Source organism: Phenylobacterium sp. (genome assembly GCF_004297125.1).
In the GTDB taxonomy this organism is placed as follows: Bacteria; Pseudomonadota; Alphaproteobacteria; order Caulobacterales; family Caulobacteraceae; genus Phenylobacterium.
The window spans coordinates 17999-33057 of the sequence record NZ_SCVD01000026.1 but is presented as its reverse complement, the minus strand read 5'-3'; the positions used below and the strand labels follow the sequence as shown (position 1 = coordinate 33057).

The window sequence follows — 15059 nt, the reverse complement described above, 5'->3', positions numbered from 1 at the left end:
CTGCGGAACGCCGCCGGTCTTATGGATCAGCGCCGGTTCGGCGAGGCGCGGGCGCTGCTGGAGCCGGCCGTGCGCGCGGCGCCCGGACAGGCCGATGCGCGCTGTCTGCTGGGCGCGGCCTTGCGGATGCTTGGCGAGACCGGGGGCGCGGAACGCGAGCTGCGCGGTGCGCTGGCGCTCGACCCGGCTCGCCAGGACGCCGCCCTCGAACTGGCGCGGCTGTTGAACGCGCTGGGCCGGCATGACGACCTGGTGCGCGTGACGGGCCCCGCCGCGGCGGTCCTGCAACCCCGGCCCGCGCTGCTGGCGGAGCGGGCAAAGGCGTTCCAGGCCTTGGACCGCATGGAGGAGTGCCTGGTCGAACGCGACCGCGTCGTCGCGCTGCAGCCCGGCAAGCCCGTGCCCCTGCACAATCTGGCGGCGGCCCTGGGCGACGCGGGCGAGGCGGGCCGGGCGGAAGCCGCGGCTCGGGCCGCCCTGGCGGCGGGCGGCGAGGCGCCCGAGACCTGGCTTGTCCTGGCCCGGGCGCTGCAGAGCCAGAACCGCTTCGACGACGCCGAAGCCGCGTTCCGCGAGGCCCTGCGGCGGCGGCCGGACTATGCGGATGCGCTCCGCGACCTGGCCCAGCTCGTCTGGATGCGGACCGGCGACCTCGCGGCGGCGACGGCGGTCCTGCCGAAGGCGGTCACCCCGCCGCAGCGGATGCTGCGCGCCCGGTTGTGCGAGTACGCGGGCGACATCGCCGGCGCCTATCGGATGCTCACCGCCGACCCTGTCGCAGGCGACGCCGCGCTGGAGATCACCGCGGCCCACCTCGCCATGTCCTTCGATCCGGACCGCGCGCTGGCCCACGCCCTGCGCGCCGAGGCCCTGGCGCCCGACGCGGATGTCGTGGTGCGCAAGGCCATCGATGTGCATCTGGCCGCCGGCCTCGCCGAGGCGGCGCTGGCCCGGATCGAGGCGGCGCGCGCGCGCCACCCGCTGGACCAGGGCCTGATCGCCGCCCAGTGGACGGCCTGGCGGATGCTGGGCGATCCCGCCGCCGCGGCCCTCTACGACTATGAAGCCCTGGTCGGCGACTGGCCGCTCGACACGCCGGCCGGATGGGCCGTGCTTGAGGACTACCTCGCCGACCTTGCCATCGGGCTGACCGATCTGCACGGCCTGCACGCCCATCCCCTGGATCAGTCCCTGCGCCACGGCGCCCAGACCAGCGCGAACCTGCTGCGCAGCGAGCACCCGGCGATCCGCGCGTTTGCGGCCGCGATCGACGGGCCGATCCGGCGTCACATGGCGTTCCTGGGCGCCGGGTCCGATCCACTACGGGCGCGGAACACGGGCGATTACCGCATCAAGGGAATGTGGTCGGTCCGGTTACGGCCGGGCGGCTTCCACGTGGACCATGTGCATCCCCAGGGCTGGCTCTCCTCGGCCTGCTACATCGAGCTGCCGCCTGCTGTCGGAGGCCCCGGTCGCGAGGGGTGGCTGCGCTTCGGGCAGCCAGGCGTGCCGACACCGGAGGCGCTCGAGCCCGGGTATTTCATCCAACCCCAGGTCGGTCGGCTGGCGCTGTTCCCGTCCTACATGTGGCACGGCACCGTCCCGTTTTCCGGGGACGGACGGCGGCTGACCATCGCCTTCGACGTCCTGCCCGCCTAGGGCGCCGCATCGGCGGACTCCGCCCGCCCTTCTCTGCCCAAAAGCGCATCAGATTCCATTATCTAGGACCACTATGACGGAATTTCCCCGTCAAAGATCAAAAGTGGTCCAGGTTGGTTGAAAGAGAGGCGTTTGCGAAGTTTCACTTAGAAGCAGAAGTTGTTCAACTTCACAGACCCCTGTCTGTCGGAAAGAATTTCGTGTCGCCGGATGTGTAGCGCGAGAAATTGCGCCTCGCGACGCGATGGGGTGTGCCTGAATTGTCAAAATAGCTTGGCCGCATAATAGACGAGTCAAGAATGACTTATCTGACCGGGAGGGGTCGGTCCGTAGATTTGCGCACGTTTTGAATGGGGACAAAATGGCTGTGTGGAATGATCCTGCTTTACTTTCGAATGCCAGTTGCAACGCGCGCGATCGTTGCCGTGTCCTTGCAACGGCAAGTAGCGCCGTCCTGTTGTTCGCCGCCCAGTCCGCCTTTGCACAGACGGCGTCGGATGATGCGACGGCCATCGACGAGGTCGTCGTCACCGGCTCGCTGATCGCGCGACCCGACTATGCGGCCAACAGCCCCGTCGTGTCGGTCACCACCGAGGCGCTGGAGAACACCGGCCAGATCACGGTGGAAAGCGCCTTGACCCAGCTGCCGCAGTTCTCGGGCGGTTTCGGACAGAGCAACACGTCCAGCACCGGCACGGGCCTGAACGGCGGGCAGAGCTATGCGACCCTGCGCGGCCTGGGCTCGAAGCGCACCTTGCTGCTGCTCGACGGCAAGCGCCTGCAGCCGTCCAACCCGGATGGGTCGGTCGACCTGAACACCATCCCCGAAGCCCTCATCGGCAACGTCGAGGTCATCACCGGCGGCGCCTCCACGGCCTACGGCTCCGACGCCACGGCCGGCGTGGTGAACTTCCGCCTTAAGCGCGACTTCTCCGGCCTGACGCTGAACACCCAGTACGGGATCAGCAACTACGGCGACGGCGATTCCTACCGCTACAACGCCACCGGCGGCGGACGTTTCGACGAGGGCCGTGGCCGGGCGATCCTGTCGCTGGACTACTCGCGCCGCGATCGCGCCAAGCGGAGCGAGCGGCCTTGGTACTCCGACCGCCTGCCGCAGACCGGCAACGCCGCCAGCTATCATGGCTCGGCCGTCTTCGCCGGCAACGAACCCACCCTCGCCGCGGTCAATGCGATCTTCGCGGGCAAGTATGGCCTGACGCCCTTCACCACCACGAACAACAGCACCCGGTTCAGCGGCGGCGCGCAGATCGGCTTCAACACCGACGGGACGTTGTTCACCGCCAACGGCGTGCCGGTGAAGAACTTCAAGGAACAGCAGACCGACGACGCCTATCTCGTGGACTCGGGCAACACGATCTACGGCCCGTCGCAGCAGATGAAGTTCGGCTTCACGGGCGGCGATCTGCAGACCGACATGAAGCGCTACTCGGCGTTCGGCCGGTTCGACTACGAGCTCACCGACACCGTCGAGGCCTTCGCGCAGTTCAGCTACACGACCTACAAGCAGACGGCGATCGTCAACACGACGCTGTCCAACAACATCTATCTGCAGAGCATTCCGTACAACAATCCGTTCCTGCCGGCGGACCTGCGCTCGATCCTAGCCTCGCGCGCCAATCCCACGGCGGACTTCCAGTTCCACAAGGCTTTCAACGCCATCGGGAACCGATACCAGGGCTACGAGTACGACGTCTGGCAGATGATGGCCGGACTGACCGGCAAGGTCGGGATCAAGGACTGGAGCTGGGAAGCCTACGGAGCGACCAGCTCGTCGGCGTTCGAGAACAGCCAGACGGGCGGCCTCAGCGTCAGCCGGCTCAACAAGCTGACCTACAGCCCCACCGGCGGGACCGACATCTGCGCCGGCGGCCTGAACCTGTTCGGCAACTTCCCGATCTCGGAGGCCTGCGCGAACTACATCAAGCGCGACACGCTCAACACCACGGACATGAAGCAGCGCATCGCCGCGGCCACCGTCCAAGGGGCTCTGTTCGAGCTGCCGGCCGGCGAGGTCCGCTTCGCGGCGGGCGCCAGCTACCGGTACAACTCGTTCACCTACGACTCCGACGACGCCCTGAACCAGCCCGATGGGACCAGCGACATTATCGGCTTCGCGGTGCTTCGCGACTCGGATGGTTCGGTGAAGACCAAGGAGCTCTATGGCGAGCTGCTGGTGCCGGTCCTGAAGGATATTCCCTTCATCCAGGAGCTGAACCTCGATCTCGGCTACCGCTACTCCGACTATGACTCCATCGGCGGAGCGCATACGTACAAGGCCGACGTCGAGTGGAGCGTCACCGATTTCCTGCGCCTGCGGGGTGGCTACAACCGTGCGATCCGGGCGCCCAGCGTCGGCGAGCTGTTCGCTCCCGTGTCGACCGGCAGCGTCAGCATCGGCAACCCCGGCGCCAACGTGGTCAGCGGCGACCCCTGCGACGTCCGCTCGTCGTTCCGCCTCGGCGCCGACAAGGACAAGGTGCGGGCGCTGTGCATCACCCAGGGCGTCACGCCGGCGATCATCGATGGCTACATCGGCACCGCCCAGGTCTTTCCGCTCACGGGCGGCAACCCCGACCTGCACGAGGAGACCGCCGATACCTGGTCCTTCGGCGCCGTCGTCCGCTCGCCCTTCGATCACCCGCTCCTGAGCAACCTCTCGGTCTCGGTGGACTGGTACAAGATCGACGTTTCCGATGCGATCGGCGTGCTGTCGGTCGTCCAGTCCGTGCAGTACTGCTTCAACGTGGGCGGCTCGAACCCGACCTACGACCCGAAGAACTACTACTGCTCGCTGCTGTCCCGGGCCCGGACCGGCGCCCTGGAGGCTCCGACCAGCCAGCCGCTGCTCAACCTGGCCCAGTTCAACGTCAGCGGGATCGACGTACAGCTCGACTGGAAGGCGGAGCTGTCGGACGTGGGGATCCCCTTCGAGGGCCGCCTGGCGTTCCGCAGCGCGGTCAGCTTCCTCGACAAGTTCGAGATCCAGGCCCTGCCCGGCGCCGCCGTCTATGACTTCGCGGGCACTATCGGCACCTCGGTCGAGAGCAACGCGGGCATCGCCCACCCCGAGTTCAAGGCGATCACCTCGCTGACCTATTCGCGGGACAACGGCAGCATTGGCGTAACGTGGCGCTACATCGACAAGATGAAGCACTCGAACTTCGTCACGTCGCCGACGACGGCGCCGCCCGGTATCTCGGCCTACAACGCGTTCGACATCAACGCACGATACTCGCTGCCGTGGGATACCGACGTCCGCGTCGGAATCACCAACCTCTTCAACAAGGCTCCGCCGTCGTACGGCAGCACGGCGGAGACCTACGACTCCTCGACCTACGACGTGGTCGGCCGCTACTTCTTCATGTCGCTGACCAAGAAGTTCTGAACCAAGGCGGGCGCGGCTCAGGCCGCGCCCGCTCGCTGATCAAGGGTGCGTCGGACCCAGCCTCTTGCCGCTTCCAGAGGGACGGCCGGATCGCCGGGTTCTCAATTCCGAAGGGGACAGGGAATGAGTGACAAGTTTCAAGGCAAGGCCAGGACCTTGCTGATGTCGGGGTCGCGGCTGGGAGGCCTGGGCCTGTCCCGGCGCCTGGCCATCGGCCTCTCGGTGGTCGCGATGCTCGGCGCCGCCGTGCCGGCCGTGGCGCAGGCCGCCGTGCCGACGCCCGAGGCCTGGTTCGGCCATCGCATGGGCACGGACCGCAAGCTCGAGCCGTACGCGAAGATGGTCGCCTACTATCAGGAGCTCGCGAAGACCTCCGACCGCATCAAGGTCGTCGAGATCGGCAAGTCCACCGAGGGCCGGCCCTATCTGGCGATGTTCATCTCCTCGCCCGAGAACCTCGCCAAGCTCGAGGACTACCGGCAGATGAACGCCAAGTTGGCCGACCCGCGCGGCGTGCCGCAGGCCGAGCTCGACCGGATCGTCAAGGAGGGCAAGGCGGTCATCGTGCAGTCCTATGACCTGCACTCCAGCGAGATCGGCTCGTCGCTGACGGCCATCGAATTCACCTACGGATTGGTGACTCGGACAGACCCCGAGGCGCTGAACATCCTGAACAACACCATCGCCATCATCATGCCGTCCCTGAACCCGGACGGGCACGACATGGTCCAGGAGTGGTACATGAAGTACGTCGGCACGCCCTACGAGGCGGGTCCGATGCCGTGGATGTACCAGAAGTACGTGGGCCACGATAACAACCGCGACGCCTTCATGCTGAACATGGCGGAGTCGAAGAACATCGCGAAGATCCTCTATCGCGACTGGGTTCCGCAGGCCTACATCGACCACCACCAGATGGGCCAGTATTCGCCCCGCATCTCGATCCCGCCTTATGCCGACCCGATCCGTCCGGGGGCCGATCCGCTGGTCTGGCGCGAGATGACCTGGTTCGGCTCGCACATGGCCTACAAGCTGGATGCGGCTCAGCTGTCCGGCGGCATCGGCGACGCGATCTACTCCGGCTGGGGCCACATGGGCTTCCACTGGATCACGCCGTTCCACAACATCGCCGGGATGCTGGACGAGAGCGCCAGCGCCAACTTGGCCACGCCGCTCTACGTCCACCCCGACCAGCTTCAGGGCGGTCAACGGAACGTGCCGGACAACAAGCCCCAGATGAACATGCCCGACCCGTGGCCCGGCGGCTGGTGGCGGTCGCGTGACATCGTCGACCGTCAGTTGGTCACCTCGTGGGCGCTGCTCGACCAAGCCGCGCGCAATCGTGAGACGGTGCTGAAGAACGGCTACACCAAGGCGCTCCGCCAGACGGAACGTGGCGCTGCGGCCGAAACCAAGGCCTACATCGTCAGCGCCAACCAACACGATCCGCTGACCGCCAACAAGATGATCAACGCGCTGCTGCTGCAGGGCGTCGACATCTACCGCGCGCCGGCCGAGTTCGTGCATGAGGGCAGGGTCTATCCGGTGGGCAGCTATGTCTTCCCGATGAACCAGCCCAAGCAGGGCCTGCTACGCTGGATGCTGGGCGAGACCCACTTCCCGGACGACACCTATGCCCGGGACAAGAACGGCAATCCGATCCGGCCCTACGACATGTCGACGGACACCATGACCGAGTTCATGGGCGTGGAGAGCACGCCGGTGGGCACGGCGGTGACGGCCACCCTGAGCAAGCTCACGACGCCGGTGACGACGCCAGGGACCGTCGCCTCGGGTTCGACTTATCTGCTGGACGGCGATCTGAACGACAGCTTCCACGCCGCCAACCTGCTGCTGAAGGCCGGCGCGACGGTGAAGCGGGTGAAGACCGCGACGGGTGCGGCCAAGGCCGGCGACTTCATCGTCTCCGGCGCCTCGCCGTCGGTCGCGGGCCAGATCGCAACCTCGACCGGGGTCTCGTTCGCCGCCGCCAGCGCCGTGCCGGACAGCGCGACCTACACGCTGAAGGCGCCGCGCGTGGCGATGCTGAAGCGCTATCGCGGCGGCAACATCGACGAGGGGTGGACGCGCTTCCTGCTGGAGACGTTCGACTTCAACCAGACCGCGCTGATGGACGCCGAGATCAAGGCCGGCAATCTGATCAAGAAGTACGACGTGATCGTGCTGCCGTCGGACTCGATCTCGAACATGACGGGGGAACCGCCGCCGCCCGGAGCGCCTAGCCGGGGCGGCGGATTCGGCGGCGAGAGCGTGGAGGCGACGCCACCCGAATTCCGCAGCGGCTTCGGCGCCGAAGGGGTCAAGGCCCTGGAGGAGTTCGTCAAGGCCGGCGGCCGACTGATCACATTCGCCCAGGCCGGCGATCTGCCGATCCAGAAGTTCGGCCTTCCGGTCCGCAACATCGTGGCGGGCAAGCCGAGCAAGGAGTTCTGGTCGCCTGGTTCGACGCTGAAGATCAAGGTCGACAACAAGAACCCGCTGGCCTTCGGCATGCCCGAGAACGCGCTCGCCATCTACACCGCGGAGGGTCAGGTCTATGAGGTGACGCCGCGCATGTGGAACGAGCGCGTCGAGGTGATCGCCTCCTATGTGGACAAGGACGTCCTCAAGAGCGGGTGGCTGCTGGGCGAGGACCTCATCGCCGGCAAGGCGGCCATGGTCTCGGTGCAGCTCGGCAAGGGCGAGGTGGTGCTGGTGGGCTTCCGGCCGCAGCACCGTTCGCAGGCGCATGGCACCTACAAGCTGTTGTTCGACACCCTGTTCGCCGGCCCCCCGGCCGCGTAACCCGCGGGACGCCGCCCGCCATATCCCGCGGTCTGCGGATCCCCGTGTGTGTCCCCTCGCACACGGGGATCTTGCCGTGATCGCTTTCCGTCACCGCGAGAATCGCGTCTCACCCTTGGCCACTCCTGGTCGTCGAACAAGGTGGATCACTGAACATGAAGACCCTGGGCCTCCCGATCGCGCTCGCCGCCCTGATGCTCTCCACCTCGGCGTTCGCCGCCCCGGCGCTTCCGGCGCTGAAGAAGCAGGCGGTCGCCGGCGTCCAGGCCCGCGCCAAGCTGGCCCAGCAGATGAACGACAAGATCTTCAGCTTCGGCGAGCTGGCGTTCCAGGAGGTCGAGACCTCGAAGTACATCACCGACGTTCTGGAGAAGAACGGCTTCACGGTCACGCGCGGGGTCGCCGGCCTGCCCACCGGTTGGGTCGCCACCTGGACCAACAAGACCGGCGGCCCGACCATCGCCATGGGCTCCGATATCGACGGCATCCCCAAGGCCTCGCAGACGCCGGGCATCCCGTGGCGCAAGCCGATGGTCGAGGGCGCGCCCGGCCACGGCGAGGGCCACAACTCCGGCAACGCCGTCAACGTTGTCGCCGCCCTGGCGGTGAAGGAGATCATGGAGAAGGAGGGCATCGCCGGCACGCTGATGCTCTGGCCGGGCGTCGCCGAGGAGCTGGTGGCCGGCAAGGCCTTCATGGTGCGCGCGGGGGTGTTCAAGGGCGTGGACGCGGTGCTGTTCACCCACGTGGGCGACAACCTGGCGGTCACCTGGGGCAAGCCGTCCGGCACCGGCTCGGTGTCGGTGGAGTATACCTTCCACGGCGCCGCCGCGCACGCCGCCGGCAAGCCCTGGATGGGCCGCTCGGCCCTGGACGCCGTGTCGCTGATGAACATCGGCTGGGAGTTCCGCCGCGAGCACATCCGGCCCGAGCAGCGATCGCACTATGTGATCACCGACGGCGGCGACCAGCCCAACGTCGTGCCGCAGATCGCTAAGGTCTGGTATTATTTCCGTGAGCAGGACTTCAAGCGGATCTCCGACCTCTACGCCATGGGCAACAAGGTGGCCGACGGGGCGGCGATGATGACCGACACGACCGTCGAGCGGCGGGTCCTGGGCACGGCCGCGCCGCGCCATTTCAACAAGCCGATCGCCGAGGCGGCCTATGCCAATATCCAGGCCGTGGGACTGCCCAAATGGACCGCCGACGAGCAGGCCTTCGCCAAGGCGGTGCAGAAGGAAGTGAAGGCCGATAAGCAGGACGGCCTTGCCGTCGAGCTGAAGAAGCTGGAGCCGCCCGTCGAGAAGCCGGAGAGCGGCGGGTCGGACGACATCGGGGACATCTCCTGGACCGTGCCGACCATCACCGTGAACTATCCATCCAACATCCCCGGCCTGGCCGGCCATAGCTGGATGAACGCCATCTCCATGGCCACGCCCATCGCCCACGACGGGGTCGTGGCCGGCGCCAAGGTCATCGCCATGACCACCCTGGACCTCCTGACCCGGCCCGAGCTGCGGACGGCGGCCAAGGACTACTTCACCAAGGTGCAGAACAAGGACGAGCACTACGTCCCGATGATCTCCGAGAAGGACCAGCCGGCCGTGGAGATCAACGCCGACGTCATGGCCAAATTCCGCCCGGCGATGCGGGCCCAGTACTACGACGAGACCAAGTACCCGACCTACCTCGACCAGCTGGGCGTGAAGTGGCCCACGCTGGAAAAATAGCCCGCGAGCGGGTCGAGCGGTCCGACGCCGATCCGGCGGGCTCATGAAGGTGCGTACAGCACCGGCCGCTTAGTAGGTGGGGTGAGGGCCGAGGCGTCGGCCCGAAGGCCCGTGGCGGTCCGGGAGAGCGCCCGCCGGTCACGGGCGCCAGTCTATCCGTCGTCTGCTCGCCCGCTTGTGCGCCCCGTTCGGGCGGGATAACTTGCATAGAAAGACTGTGTCGCCGCCGACGGCGGGCGACCAAACGGGGGGACGGAGCATGCCCGAATTTGTCGTGGTGCTGGCGGTCAACGCCGCGGTGATCCTGGGGCTGTTCGTGCTGGCGTGGGCGGTGTGCGTGGCCATGCGCGACTGCACGCCGGTCGATAGCCTGTGGGGCCTCGGCATGGGCGTGGTGGCCGTCTCGACCTACCTGCAGACCGGCGGGGGCACGGAGCGGCGCATCGTGCTGACCGCGATCTGCGTCGCCTGGGCGCTGCGCCTGGGCGGCTACATGCTCTGGCGCTGGCGCGACCATGGGCCGGACGGCCGCTATGTGCGGCTGCTGGACAAGGCGAAGGCCGAGCGCGGCTGGGGCTACGGCTACGCGGCGTTCCGGCTGGTGTTCCTGCTGCAGATGCCCCTGCTGTGGCTGGTCTGCCTCCCGGTTCAGCTGGGACAGGTCTCCGCCGAGTCGGCCGACCTGGGGACGTTGGGCTGGATCGGGGCGGCGCTGGCGCTCTTTGGCCTCGCCTTCGAGGCCCTGGCCGACTGGCAGCTGGTGCGGTTCAAGAAGAACCCCGCCAACGCCGGCCAGGTGATGGACAAGGGGCTGTGGCGCTATACCCGCCACCCCAACTACTTCGGCGACGCCTGCGTCTGGTGGGGCCTTTGGCTGGTGGCCGCGGAGACGAGCCTCGGGCTGTTCGCGGTGATCGGGCCCATGTACCTGGTCTTCACCCTGACCCGGTGGAGCGGCGTCCCGACCGTCGAGGGGCGACTTCGCCGCCGCAAGCCAGCCTACGAGGCCTATATGCGCCGCACCTCGGGCTTCTTCCCCTGGCCGCCCAAGCCGCCGGAGGCCGCCTGACCCGGCGCTCCGACCTTGACAAGGTGACCCCGCCACAGAAGGGTCCGCGCGCTCCCGACCCCTGAGGCTAAATGGCCGAGTCCAGCCGCACTGACACTCCGGATCCGGCGCTTCCAACCCAGCTCGTCCAGGCCAATTCCGCCACGCGCGCCCTGAACATCCTGGGGGACCGCTGGACGCTGATGATCCTCTACCTGGCCTTCCAGCGCGTCCGTCGCTTCGACGAGTTCCAGAGCCGCATCGGCCTCGCCCGCAGCCTGCTGATCGACCGGCTGCGGCGCCTGCAGGCGGTCGGCGTCTTCGAGAAGGTCCGCTACCAGGAGCGGCCGGCGCGGGACGAATACCGCCTGACCGAGATGGGCCTGGACCTCCACAGCCTCGCGCTCAGCATCATCCGCTGGGAGAAGAGATGGTTCTACGACCCGGCCAACCCGGCCCATCGGGTCAGACACAGCTGCGGCAAGGTGTTCACGCCGGAGTGCCGCTGTGGCCACTGCGGCGAGGTGGTGAGCCCGCGCGACGTCTATGTGGTGGAAGGGCCGGGCGCGGAGTTCGAGCCGTCCCCGCCGCCGCGCGCGCAAAGGCGCTCGATCGTGCCGGCGGGCGACCTGAACCAGGGCAACCCGATGCTGGACCGCGCCTTCCAGGTGCTAGGCGACCGCTGGACCAGCCACGTGATCGCCTCGGCCTTCATGGGGCGGCGGCGGTTCAACGATTTCCAGAACGCGCTGGGCGTGGCCCCCAACATCCTGTCGGACCGTCTGACCCGGCTGGTGGACCTGGGCGTCCTGCGCCGCGAGCTCTATCAGCAGCGTCCCGACCGCTGGGAGTACCGGCTGACCGACGAGGGCCGCGACCTCTATCCGCTCATCGTGGAGCTGAACCGCTGGGGCGACCGCTGGCTGGCCACGAAGGGCCCGCCGCTGATCACCTATCACCGCGCCTGCAGCCACGTGCTGGAACCGAAGATGACCTGCGATCAGTGCGGCGAAGAGGCGACGGTGCGCAACGTCACCCTGTGACGGCCGGCTACTTGGCGATCGGCCGGTCGAGCATCTCCCTGACCTCGTCGGTCATGGGCTGGCCGGCCTTCATATTGGCGCTGATGCGCCCGTCGAAATATTCCCGCCACTCGCTGACCAGCGCGCCCCGGAACTGCAGGCTGCCGGCATAGGGGATGGCCACATGCTGGCCGGTGGTGAGGTCGAACTCGTCGACGCCTTCCATGAACAGCCGGTCGGCGGACTCCGCATAGTCGAAGATCCGCCACCTGCTGCTGCCCGGCGCGATCATCGACTTCATGTTCTGCAGCGCCGTTCGCATAGCCACCTTGCCCTTGATCGCGGGGGCGTAGCCGGACGAGTTGCGCCACACGATGTCGTCGGTGACGTGCGCCAGGACGCCTTCGACGTCCTGCTGCTTCCAGGCGGCGATGATCGCTTCAAGCACCGGGAACAGGCGCGGCATCGGGGGCTCCTTGGCCAGGGCGGGGACGGCGGCCAGCGCGCCCGTTGCGGCGGCGGTGGCCATCAGGGTTCGGCGGTCGAGGGGCATGGTCGGGGCTTTCACGTGGCGGCGGGGCGGTCGAGCAGGCCCTCGACCTGGCGGGTCAGCGGCTGGCCGGCCTTCTGCTGGTCGATGACGCCCAGATCGACGTAGTCGCGCCAGCCGACGATCAGGTCGCCGCGGAATTCCAGCACCCCGGCGTAGGGCGCGGCGACCCGATGGCCGTCGGTGGTGCGGTAGTCGTCGACGCCCTCGATGAACAGGCGGTCGCCGGTCTCGGCGTGGGCGAAGATCCGCCACTGGATGCCGTGCATGTCGGCCTGGAAGCGCTGCAGCAGCTTGCGGGCGGCGGCCTTGCCGCGCACCGGCGGCATGGCGGGGGCGGCGTAGTGCCAGACGATCTCGTCGTCCATGAAGGCCAGCACGCGGTCGATATCCTTGGCCTGCCAGGCCTGGATCACTTGCTGGAGGATTCCGTAGCAGCGGCCCATCGGGCCCTCCGAACTCTGGAACTCAAGGACGCCGGGCGGCGCGGGGCCGCCCGGCGTCAGGACTAGAAGGCGGCCGACAGTTCGATGCCGTAGGTCCGCGGCGCGCCGAACGACGACATCTCTTCCTGGAAGAACGGGATGATGTTGGTCCGGTAGATCGTCTTGCCCAGGTTCTTGCCGTAGACCGAGACGCTCCACGGCCGGTCGGGCAGGGTCAGGGTCACCCGCCCGTCGAGGGTGCCGTAGCCGTCTTCCCAGGTGGTGTTCTCGGGCGCCCAGGGCATCTTCCCCTGGTAGCGATAGCTCAGGCGGGCCGAGAGGGCGTCCTCCCAGGAGCCGACGCTGGTGGTGGCCTCGGCGCCGATGGCGCCCTGCCAACGGGGCGTCCGCTGCATGCGGTTCCCGGAGTTGTTCACCCCGGCGAAGATGAAGGTGTCGTACTCGGCGTGGACATAGCTGCCGCTGGCCCAGGCGCGCAGCCATTGGGTCGGCGCGAACTGGAAGTCCGTCTCCACGCCCTTGATGGTGGCGCCCGGCGCGTTGCTGATCACGTTGCAGAGGCAGGAGGCCAGGGTCTGCTGAACCTGGAGGTCCTTGTACTCCATGTAGAACACCGCGGTGTTCCAGCGGACCCGGCGGTCGAACAGCTCGGTCTTGTAGCCAGCCTCGTAGTTGGTGACCTTTTCCGGATCGTAGGGGGTCTGCGCGGCGAAGGCGTTGGACGCACTGTTCTGGAAGCCGCCGCCCTTGAAGCCCTTCGAGACCGTGACGTAGGCCATGTTCCGATCGTCGGGCGTCCAGCGCAGGGTGGCCTGCGGGGTCAGCTCCTTCCAGGAGTCGCCGTAGGGCGTCGCGAAGTTGGTGGTCAGCGGCGTCAGCGGGGCTAGGTCGTTCGGGTTCAGCCGGTCGCCGGTGGCGACGATGATGCCGCGCTGGAAGCCGTACTTCTTGTCCTTGGTGTAGCGGGCTCCGACGTCCAGCTTGAGGGTGTCGGTGATCTTGAACCCGACCTGGGCGAAGACCGCCACGTCGCGGTTGTGGCCGTGGTCATCCCAGTGGCTCTCGCCGGAGAGCGTCGGCAAGACCGTCGATTCACCCCAGTAGCGGTTGTACTGGTGGACGTTGGTCTTCTGGTAGTAGGCGCCGACGATCCAGTCGAAGCGGCTCTCGGTGTTGGTCGAGGCCAGCCGCAGTTCCTGGGAGACCTGGTTCATCCCCTCGATGAAGTTCACCGGCTCGGCGAAGAGCAGCGGGCCGGCGACGTTGTAGCCGTTGTTCGGGCCGAGGCCCGTCTGGTCGTAGAGCGTGAACGAGTGGTTGTGGCGGTAGCCCGTGATGCTCGAGAGGCGGACGTTCTCGGCCACGTCCTTTTCCACCTTGATGATGATGTCATACGTCTCGTGGCGGGCGCCCTGGGGAGTCGGTGCGGTGTCGCCCTTGAAGAGCGGCCAGATCGGCAGGCTCTCGGTCCGCTTCAGGCCGCCGGGCCGCAGCGCGGCGATCAGGGAGCGTGTCGTGGACCAGGGCGTGAAGCCGGTGGGCAGCGTCGTGCTCTTCAGGCCGACGCGATGGATCCCGTCGTTGCTGTCCTTGGAGTAGTCGACGTTGAGGCTGGCGCGGAGGTCTGAGCCTTCCGGCGCGTAGGCCAGCTGGATCCGGGCCTGCTTGGAATCCAGGTTCTCCAGGTCCTTGTTGTGCAGGATGTCCTTGTAGTAGCCGCCGCGGTTGATCGTCTGGAACGAGACGCGGCCCGCCAGGCTCTCGGTGATCGGCCCGGTGATGTAGCCGTTGGTCTGCTGCAGATCGTAGTTGCCGAGCGTGACTGTCATCCGGCCAGAGGCGTCGAAGCTGGGAGCGTTCGAGATGATGTTCACCGCCCCACCGGCGACGTTCTTGCCCAGCAGCACGCCCTGTGGCCCGCGCACCACCTCGACCCGGGCCACGTCGTAGAAGGCCGAGTTGAGGTTGCCCGAGCGGCTGACGTAGACGTCGTCGACAAAGGTGGCCACCGACTGGTCGGCCGTGGGTGAGCTCAGGCGGGTGTTCACCACGCCGCGGATGTTGATCTCGTTCGACTGCGGCGAGTTCGCCGTGAACGAGATGCCGGTCATGTTGTGGGCCAGGTCCTCAAGGGTCAGGACCCGGTCCTTCGCCAGGTTGGCCCCGGTGATGGCGGTGATCGCCAGCGGGGCGGTCTGGACGTTCTCCTCGCGCTTCTGAGCGGTGACCAGCACCTCCTCGAGCTGGCTGCCGGTGTTGTCGGCGTCGGCCGCGCTCGCTGGCATAGCCAGAGCCATCCCCGCGATCAGCGCGACGAAGGACGTGGTGTTCCTGAAACTCACTATGCATCTCCCCCTAGATCAGGCGGGCGTTTCGAACGCCTCGGC

The 15059-nt window shown here is 67.4% G+C and carries 9 protein-coding genes; 6 read left to right on the top strand and 3 right to left on the bottom strand.

Annotated features, from left to right (window positions below; all coding sequences use genetic code 11):
- Positions 1 to 21: 21 nt before the first annotated feature.
- From EPO51_RS19115 to EPO51_RS19090, 6 genes are all read left to right on the top strand, one after another.
- Positions 22 to 1659, top strand: coding sequence for a putative 2OG-Fe(II) oxygenase (locus EPO51_RS19115; RefSeq protein ID WP_293353525.1), 1638 nt, complete (start codon positions 22 to 24; stop codon positions 1657 to 1659).
- A gap of 457 nt (positions 1660 to 2116) precedes the next feature.
- Positions 2117 to 5068 (top strand): TonB-dependent receptor domain-containing protein, encoded by a 2952-nt coding sequence (locus EPO51_RS19110; RefSeq protein WP_293353523.1) that lies wholly within the window; start codon positions 2117 to 2119, stop codon positions 5066 to 5068.
- 123 nt (positions 5069 to 5191) lie between these two features.
- Positions 5192 to 7873 (top strand): M14 family metallopeptidase, encoded by a 2682-nt coding sequence (locus EPO51_RS19105; protein ID WP_293353521.1) that lies wholly within the window; start codon positions 5192 to 5194, stop codon positions 7871 to 7873.
- Positions 7874 to 8028: 155 nt separating this feature from the next.
- The gene (locus EPO51_RS19100) at positions 8029 to 9606 is read left to right on the top strand and encodes an amidohydrolase (protein ID WP_293353519.1); all 1578 of its coding nucleotides are present in this window, start codon (positions 8029 to 8031) and stop codon (positions 9604 to 9606) included.
- A gap of 259 nt (positions 9607 to 9865) precedes the next feature.
- Complete coding sequence (locus tag EPO51_RS19095; RefSeq protein ID WP_293353517.1) at positions 9866 to 10675, top strand: DUF1295 domain-containing protein; 810 nt, start codon at positions 9866 to 9868, stop codon at positions 10673 to 10675.
- A 71-nt stretch (positions 10676 to 10746) separates the two neighbouring features.
- Positions 10747 to 11697: a winged helix-turn-helix transcriptional regulator gene (locus EPO51_RS19090; RefSeq protein WP_293353515.1), complete on the top strand. Its 951-nt coding sequence runs from the start codon at positions 10747 to 10749 to the stop codon at positions 11695 to 11697.
- A gap of 7 nt (positions 11698 to 11704) precedes the next feature.
- Here EPO51_RS19090 and EPO51_RS19085 read toward each other — a convergent pair whose 3' ends face one another.
- The 3 genes from EPO51_RS19085 to EPO51_RS19075 form a co-directional block, all read right to left on the bottom strand.
- Complete coding sequence (locus EPO51_RS19085) at positions 11705 to 12229, bottom strand: nuclear transport factor 2 family protein (protein ID WP_293353513.1); 525 nt, start codon at positions 12227 to 12229, stop codon at positions 11705 to 11707.
- An 11-nt stretch (positions 12230 to 12240) separates the two neighbouring features.
- The gene (locus EPO51_RS19080; RefSeq protein WP_293353511.1) at positions 12241 to 12672 is read right to left on the bottom strand and encodes a nuclear transport factor 2 family protein; all 432 of its coding nucleotides are present in this window, start codon (positions 12670 to 12672) and stop codon (positions 12241 to 12243) included.
- 62 nt (positions 12673 to 12734) lie between these two features.
- Positions 12735 to 15014 (bottom strand): TonB-dependent receptor, encoded by a 2280-nt coding sequence (locus tag EPO51_RS19075; RefSeq protein ID WP_293353509.1) that lies wholly within the window; start codon positions 15012 to 15014, stop codon positions 12735 to 12737.
- Positions 15015 to 15059: the final 45 nt, after the last annotated feature.

Bases quoted from the DNA above. Each gene is read 5' to 3' on its own strand.
- EPO51_RS19095 (WP_293353517.1), top strand. From the start codon at position 9,866: ATGCCCGAATTTGTCGTGGTGCTGGCGGTCAACGCCGCGGTGATCCTG.
- EPO51_RS19105 (WP_293353521.1), top strand. From the start codon at position 5,192: ATGAGTGACAAGTTTCAAGGCAAGGCCAGGACCTTGCTGATGTCGGGG.
- EPO51_RS19085 (WP_293353513.1), bottom strand. From the start codon at position 12,229: ATGCCCCTCGACCGCCGAACCCTGATGGCCACCGCCGCCGCAACGGGC.
- EPO51_RS19100 (WP_293353519.1), top strand. From the start codon at position 8,029: ATGAAGACCCTGGGCCTCCCGATCGCGCTCGCCGCCCTGATGCTCTCC.
- EPO51_RS19115 (WP_293353525.1), top strand. From the start codon at position 22: ATGGATCAGCGCCGGTTCGGCGAGGCGCGGGCGCTGCTGGAGCCGGCC.
- EPO51_RS19090 (WP_293353515.1), top strand. From the start codon at position 10,747: ATGGCCGAGTCCAGCCGCACTGACACTCCGGATCCGGCGCTTCCAACC.
- EPO51_RS19080 (WP_293353511.1), bottom strand. From the start codon at position 12,672: ATGGGCCGCTGCTACGGAATCCTCCAGCAAGTGATCCAGGCCTGGCAG.